General features: G+C 64.5%; 3 protein-coding genes. All 3 read right to left on the reverse strand.

Going from position 1 to position 7692, the window contains the following annotated elements:
* The coding region (locus AC30NL_RS14355) for a biosynthetic peptidoglycan transglycosylase (RefSeq protein ID WP_489464675.1) at positions 1-845 on the reverse strand (845 nt) is incomplete at its 3' end.
* A gap of 28 nt (positions 846-873) precedes the next feature.
* Positions 874-6450 carry an alpha-2-macroglobulin family protein gene (locus AC30NL_RS14360; RefSeq protein ID WP_489464676.1) on the reverse strand — a complete coding sequence of 1859 codons (5577 nt, stop codon included), beginning with the start codon at positions 6448-6450 and terminating at the stop codon, positions 874-876.
* A 91-nt stretch (positions 6451-6541) separates the two neighbouring features.
* Complete coding sequence (locus tag AC30NL_RS14365; protein ID WP_489464677.1) at positions 6542-6799, reverse strand: hypothetical protein; 258 nt, start codon at positions 6797-6799, stop codon at positions 6542-6544.
* Positions 6800-7692: the final 893 nt, after the last annotated feature.

A 7692-nucleotide genomic window follows, 5' to 3' on the forward strand; every position in this document is an offset into this window, starting at 1 on the left:
CGCGCCGACGAGTCATAGCCGTCGCTATGGCGAGGAGGCGCAACGCCGCAATGCGCTTCGAGAGCAAGCGAGCAGCCGACACTTGAGGCTTGACGCGACACGGGTGGCTCCCCGCCCCGGGACGCAAGGACCTGTTGCGCATAGGTGTCGAGCGTGGTGCAAGACTCGCGTCGGCCCTGCACCGTGAGCACGGCACAAGCTCTCTTCGCCACCTCGGCAGGCTTGGCGTTTGGCGCGCGGATGAGGGCTGCGGCCAGCGCAGACTCTTCGGCATTGAGCCCGCTCGGGTACTTCTTGAACAATGTTGCCGACATGGCCGAGATGCCCACCAGCTCGCCGCGAAAGCCGACGAGGTTGATGTACGCCTCGAGGATCTGGTTCTTGGTCCAGGCATGTTCGAGCTGCCATGCCGTGCGCACCTGGCCGGCCTTGGCCGACATGCTGCGGCCGCCTTTTTGCGTGGCGAGGTCGGTATCGAGCAATCCGGCCAGTTGCATCGTGACCGTCGATGCGCCCCGCGTGCGGCTGTTCCAGAGGCTGCCCCACGCCGCCGCACCGACGCCGGACCAGTCCACTCCGGAATGTTCATAGAAGCGCTTGTCTTCGGACAGCAGCAAGGCCTGCCGAAACGCAGGTGACACCTCGGTCACGCCCACCCACTCAGCCCTGCGCTGCTTCGGGTCGGACCGTACCGTCTGGATCGGCACGCCGTTTCGATCGAGCACCACAGTGTCCGACGAACGATAGGCCGCTTTCACCTGCTCGAAGCTTGGCAGCGCCCAGGCGTTCGCCGTGGCAAAACAGGCCAGGGCGAACGCTGCAACGGCCGACGCACGCATCTTCATCGCGGCGCTTGCTCGATCTCGATCTCGATCACGGCTGCACCACCACCGCCGCATTCGGCGCTTCGCCGAACATCTCGGGTGCATACATGGCTTCGACGTGCGTGGCGGGCAAACCGAACGTGCCCGGGTTGTTCAGCCGCACCGTGTACTCGACGCTGAAGCTGCCCTTGGGCAGGTAGCGGTAGTAGGCCCGGAAGGCCTCGAAGCTGCGTTCCTCGTAGGCGAGCCAGGCACGGCTGTCCTGCTTCTCGCTGCTGCGGTTGATCTGCTCGTCGCGCCCCAGGCCATTGCCGGTGATGGTGCCGCCGCCGGGAATGGGGTCGTTGATCACCACCCAGGTCATGTCGGCCTGGACATCGAGGTCGATGTGCACGCGCAGTACGTCGCCGCGGCTGTACTTGCCCGGCACCTTCTGCTCGATCGGCGTGACGGTCTTGGTGATTCGGTAGCCGCTCGAGAAGGGCGTGACCACGGGCACCGCGGCCTTGCTCGTGAAGGTGATCCACGGCTTGCCGCTGCCTTCGTGCGCCACCTTCACTGTCGTGTCGGCCTTGTTGCCGCCGACCGCGAAGCCCGCCGGCCAGCCGAGCGCCACGGTGCCACCCGCGGCCGACTTGGCCCAGTCAAAGGACTGCGGCGTCGCACCCGGCTCGAAACCGACGCGCGTGCTGCCGGCCACCGGGTCGCGCTCGAAGCGCTTGGAAAAGGCCTCCATGGCAATCGAGCCCCAGGCGTTGGACACGGTGGTCGACCAATGGCCATATTGCTGGCGTTGCAGCGTGCCCGTGACCAGGCGAGGCATGTCGTCGTTCCACGCAGGCTTTGCGAGCACCGCAAGGATCATGCGCGTGCTGTTGACGTCGCCGTTGACCATCAACCACCACCAGCTGTCGTCCCGTTCGGTCGAGAAGCCCAGCCGTGTTCCCTGCACGTTCAAGCGCGCGCGAAGAATTTGTTCGGCTTCGGCAATGCGCTTGTCGCGATCAGGGATCTCCTTCACACGGTCAAGGATCATCAGCCAGTCGATGACGGCGCCAGTCGGCCATTGGTTGGGCAGGATCTGGATCGAGTCGAGCAGCTTCGGCCTCACCTTGCCCGTGCGAGACAGCGCTTCGAGCGCCGCGATCTTGCGCACCTCAAGGTCGCCGTTTTTCAGAAAGGCCGGCGTCCAGAAATCGCGCTTGGTACGGCCCTCAACGAAGGCGATCAAGCCGTGCTCCATTTTCGAGCGCGTGTCGTCTGGAATGGCGAAGTCGTAGCCCAGTTTGGTCACCTCGTCGCTGGCCGAAAGCAGATAGGCGGTGAGCGAATCGCTGCCAGTGCTGCGCCAACCCGTGGCTGGCGGAAAGTAGTTGGCGAGGCCGTCGTCGTCGAGGTACAGCGGCAGGCGCTCGGCCACGCCGCGCCAGACGTTCACATCGCGCAAGCCGATGGCCACGGACGCGCGCTGCTCGATGCACGACCACGGGTAGCGTTCGAAGTACTCGCGCACACCCTGCAGTCCGTCGCCCAGCCTGGGCTTGAGCGTGACCTCGATGCCGCCGCGCAAGTTGCCTTGGGCCGTCGCGACCGCACTGGCAGGTGGCGCGATCGGAATCGCGACGTTCTTGTCCAACTGCATCAGCGTGGCCTGCTGCACGCGCACCGGAATCGCCTCCGTCACCGCCTGCTTGATCTTCATGCGGTCCCGCGCACTGCCGGCCTCAGCCGAGACAGTCCATTCGACCTGCTTGAGGTTGTAGGGCACCTCCACATCCCAACCGGTTTCAGCAGCGCCGTTGGCGTCGATGTGAATCTTCTGGGCGGGCAGTGTCGTCGTGCCCATCTGCGCGCTGAACTGCGCATCGACTGCGGTGCCCGTGGTGTTGCGCAGCGTGAACATCGCGCGGTAGCGGTCCCCCTCGCGGATCAGGGGCGGCACGCCCGACACGATCTGCAAGTCCTGAGTGGCGCGGATGCTGGCGCGGCCGGTGCCGAACGTCGCGGCATTCTTGCCCTGGACCACGTCGGCCACCGCGACGATGCGGAAGGCCGTCAACGAGTCGTTGAGCGGCACGCTGACCAGGGCCTCGCCGTTGGCATCAAGCATGACGCGCGGGTTCCACAAGAGCAGCGTGTCGAAGAGTTCGCGCGTCGGAAACTGCCCGCCGCCGCCGCCTGCCGGCGCGGCCTTCTTGCCGTAGTGACGCTTGCCGATGATCTGCATCTGCGCGGTCGATGTCTGGACGCTGTAGCCGCGCTTGCGGATCATGGCTTCGAGCAAGTCCCAGCTGTCGTTGGGCTTGAGCTCAAGCAAGGCCTCGTCGACCGCGGCCAGCGTGACCTCTGTGCCGGCAGGCGCGGGGCGACCGTCCGGAAGGCTCACCTTGACGCGCACCTGGCTCGTCGCCCGAATCGCGTAGCTCGCCTTGTCGGGCGTCACGTCCACCTTCAGGCGATGCGCCGCGATGCCGACCTCGATCTCGGCGATGCCGTACTTGAAGGCCGGCTTGGACAAGTCAACCATGGCCGTGGGCGCCTGATAGGACTGGCCTTCGTCGCGATAGGACTGCCACCACTGCGAGGGCGAACGCCACCCCCAGGTGAACAGCGAATACCACGGCACGTCGCGCACGCGGCCGCGTACCGCCAGCACGGAGATGAAGACATTGGGCGCCCAGTCGGCCTTGACTGGAATGTCGATGGTCGGGTCGCGTCCGTTCAATTCCACAGTGCGCGTCTCGATGATGCCGTTTCGCTCAATGGCCACCAGCGCCGTCGCGTGCCGGAAGGGGCTTCGCACCTGAAGCCTCGCCGTCTGGCCCGCTTCGTACGAACGTTGCTCGGGGATCACGTCCATGCGGTCCTGGTTGTCGCCGCCGAACCAGATTTCGCCCTGGCGCGTCACCCACACTGTTGCAGCGGCCTGCGCCACATGGCCACCGCTGTCCTTGGCCTGCGCAATGAGTTCGATCTCGCCCGGCGCCTTCATCTGCGCATCGCAGAACACCAGCCCGCGCGAATCGCTCGTGCCACTGCAGACTTCGCCGATGTCCTCATCGGCGTTGCGGTTGTCGTAGGCATAGAAGCCGCCCACCAGGCGACGACGTGTCGACGAGGTCTTGTGTGCCAGCGCACGTACCGACACCGACACGCCGGCCACCGGCCGGCCCATGGTGTCGAGCGTGATCACCTGCGTGGCAACCTTTTGCTTGACCGACACCCATGAGTCTGTGCGAAGGCCCACCACGATGCCCGACGGCCACACTGGCAAGGTCTGGCTCAGGGTCTGGATCTCGCCGTTCGGGTCGGCATACGTCGCCTGTACCAGCAGTTCGCGCGCGCGCTTGCTCTGCGGCAGCTTGGTCAGCGTGACGGTGCCCGCGCCGGTCTTGTCCAGCTTGAGCGGCAGCTTGTTGGCGACGAGCTGCGAGCGCTCATCGCGCGTCTGCACCGATTGGCTTTCGTCATCTTCATCGACGTATTCCTCCGAGAACGGCGACCGCGCATTCGGGTCGGTGGGTTCCCGCGGCGGCTCGAAGCGAAAGCCCGGAAACCGATTCACCCGGACCGCAGCGCCGACGTTGGCGTCGCGCACTTGCGCCGACACCCGCACCGCCATGCCCGCCGCACCGCCACCGTTGCCGTAGTTCAACTGCACGCCGAGCGCCACGTCTTGCGGATCGATCAACGCAGCCTTGGGCGGGATGATCCGCCCCGTCATCACGGGCAGGCGGAATTCCTCGACCCGGAAGCTTCCCGTGGCAAAAGCCTGATGCGCCGTTGCGAGCACGATGTTGTACACGCCCAGCTTGGCATCGGCTGGAATGGCGAAGGTGGTTTCTGCATAACGCCCCTGGCGCCAAGTGAGCGGGAAGGTGAACTTCTGCCCCGAACCTTCATGAATGATGCGCACCTCGCTCATCAGATCGCCAGGGGCAGTGAGGCTCAGGGCCAGCATCTGTTCGGTGCGCGCATGGTGTTTCATCGACACCGTCTGCCCGGCACGCAACAAGGTGCGATCGAGCACCGAGTGGTAGAGCTGCTGCGACGTCATGCCGTGGTTGCTCGCACTGACGTGAAAGCGCCAGGACTCGATGCCCTGGTTCCAGGTTGACCATACGAAGGCCATGTCGGCTCGGCCGGTGGCATCGGGTTTGCGCGCGCTGACGAAGTAGCCGTGCTCGCGCCCACCATCGCTGTCGCTGCCATTGCAGTACTGCCAATCCAGCGGCGGAAGTTCCTTGTTGACCAAGGCCAGCCCTTGCTTGTCGCTGCGGCCAGTCCACATCACGTCGCCGCGGCAGTCGGAGATCTGCAACTGCGCATCGGCCACCGGTTGGGCCTTGTCCAGGGTGGTGACCCAGACGGTGGAATTCACTGCGCCCCACTTCAAGTGCACGCCGAGGTTGGTCACGAGCACGCTGGTTCGAACGTACATCGGGGCCGTGCTGTCCAGCAACGCGGCGCCGAGCTTGGGAGACTCGATTTCGACGACGTGGAACCCGGGTTGCGTCATCGGAATTCCGATGACTTCGAAGGGGCGTGTGTCCTTCGCGTCGGTCGGCGGCAGGCTCAGGCGGCTCGCAGTCTTCTCACGGTTCAAAAGGCTCACCGATCGCGTCTGCACGGTGTTGCGCATGTACTCGTTGTCGTCCTCGTTCTCCGTGTCTTCGCCGTATCGCTTCGACTTGCGTGCGGGCTTCTTCTTGTCCACCTCGGGCAGCCTGATGCCGAGCTCGCTTTCGACCGCTGCGCGCGGCAGCCTGTTTTCGTCGTAGCGCTTCACCCGCGCCAGCCACTCGATGATCGAGGTGTCATCCTGAACCCGAAGGTCGCGAACGGCCCCGGGCGCCACGCTCAGGCGTTTCACCGCCAGGTCGCCTTCCACCTGCCGCACCGTTACCGGCAGCGTGGGCTCGGCGTTCAGTTCCAACACGCCGAACGTTGCCGCCGGGAACTTCACCAACGCCGGCGCTTGCGCCGTCTTGGTCGTCAAGGGGAACAGGTCGGCATTGCTGAGCGGACGGCCAGCGTCGTCGCGCAATTCCTTGGGCAGTTCGATGCGCAGGCTGGCGTTTTCTGGCAGCGGTGCCGGGAATTGCACGGCGCTCACGCCGCTCTCCGACGGGTCGCTCGTCACCTCGCCCTTGTTGCGGCTGAAGACGAAGAGAAACTTGCGCAATGCCCCTTCACCGAAGGACAGCAGCTGTTCGCTGTTCTCGCCACGATGCTGCTCGATCTGCGGCTTGCGAGTGCCGTCGGGCGAGACGAGCACGATGCGCTCGGCGAACTTGCGTGGCACTGGTGAAGAAAACTCCACACGCATCGGCTTGATCGGCAAGCAGTCGGAGCGCGAATTGACCCGCTCGCAGGTGAAGCTCGCAGCAAAAGGCTTGCGCACCGTGTATTGAATGCGTCGTTCTGCGCTGTTGGGCACGCCCGAAGGTGTTGCGATGCCCGTGCCCCAGACCACCTTGACCGTCGATTCGTTGGGCAGCGGCCGCTCGCATCGGACCACGACCACTCGCCCCTGTTGCGGCACCAGGCTCACGGCCGTGATGATCGCGTCCCGATTCGGGCCCGTGACCACCTTCAGGCCCAGGCGCTCGCCGATGCCGCTCACCTCGCAGTAGCCGTTCTTCTCGATGCTTTCCGCCGTCGCCTGGCCGTTGAGCAGGAGGACGAAGAACTGTTCTTCCTCGATGGGTGCACCCTCATCGGGTTGCGGGTAGGCACGATGGTCCGCCCGTGCTGAACTTGTACTGTGCCGGCCCGGTCACCGCCTCTCCGGCAATCGACTTCAGGCCGGGCTTCAGATTGAATTCGCAGCGCACGCCAGCTGGCACGTCTTGCGTGAAGTCGTAGACCCAGGTCTTGTCGTCCACCCAACGACCGGTGCCTGTCACCGGCGTGGTATTGGCGCATTTCAGTTCGAATGGCGCCGGCAGTCGGGGGTCGCCGAAGCGAACCATGGACTCCGAGAATGTGGCTCGCGCCTGCCGCACCCGTGCCACCTCGCCTTGGGGCGAAAACGTTTGAACGGTGGTGGCGCACGCTGTGCGCCATCAGTGCGAGAAGCACGCCCGTCAACCATGCCGCCGTGCGCGTCTTCGTGGTCTTGCCGCTTGAGTCTGACGCAGCTCGCGTCCTCGTCCTGCATCCCGCCGATTGCATTTGTCGCTCCCTAAGCGCTTTGGTTTTTGGCGCACCGTCAACGCGGATAACCGATGGGCAATGTAGGTGACTGTCGTGACGTCGCCAATGGAGTCCATGAAGCTGGCGCGAAAACCACCCTGATCGCGGCCTCTTGCGGGCGTGAGGTTTCGTGCAAGTTGGTCAGGAGTCTCAAGTATTTGGAGTGGCCCGATTACATCCGCGACAGGACCCGAGTACATCCGCGGTTCGGGACCACATTGGCTGAGAACATCGGGGCTCTCTAGCCCGCATTACGTGAGAACGTGAGAACGCGCCCACATTATTTGAGAACAGCCCTATTGCATCGGTCAGGACCTCATTAAGTGAGGCTGTGACCACGCGACGCCTTGTCCGAGAGCGAGGAGAGCGAGCCGGGAATCTCAAGCGATGATTGCCTGCGACCTGAAGAAACGTGAAAGCCGCTCTGGACCCGTGCAGCGGTCCCAATGATTCAGTTCGTAGCCGGCAGGGGTCCGGCCATCAGCTGACCCCGAGGCTACCTCAGCCAACAACCTGCTTCAGACTGTTATGGAGAGCTTTCCATAATGCAGAGAGTCTTTAGTCTGGAATGCAGAGAGTCTTTAGTCTGGCGGACGCGGCGCCCCGGTCTCCGCTGACGGCACGGCGTGACCGCCGCGGCCGGTAGGCTAAAGATCCCGTTGCACTGAAC

The organism is Rhizobacter sp., assembly GCA_021153565.1.
GTDB lineage: Bacteria > Pseudomonadota > Gammaproteobacteria > Burkholderiales > Burkholderiaceae_C > Albitalea.

Coding starts and splice junctions, on each gene's coding strand:
- AC30NL_RS14365 (WP_489464677.1), bottom strand. CDS start 6,799: ATGGTTCGCTTCGGCGACCCCCGACTGCCGGCGCCATTCGAACTGAAA.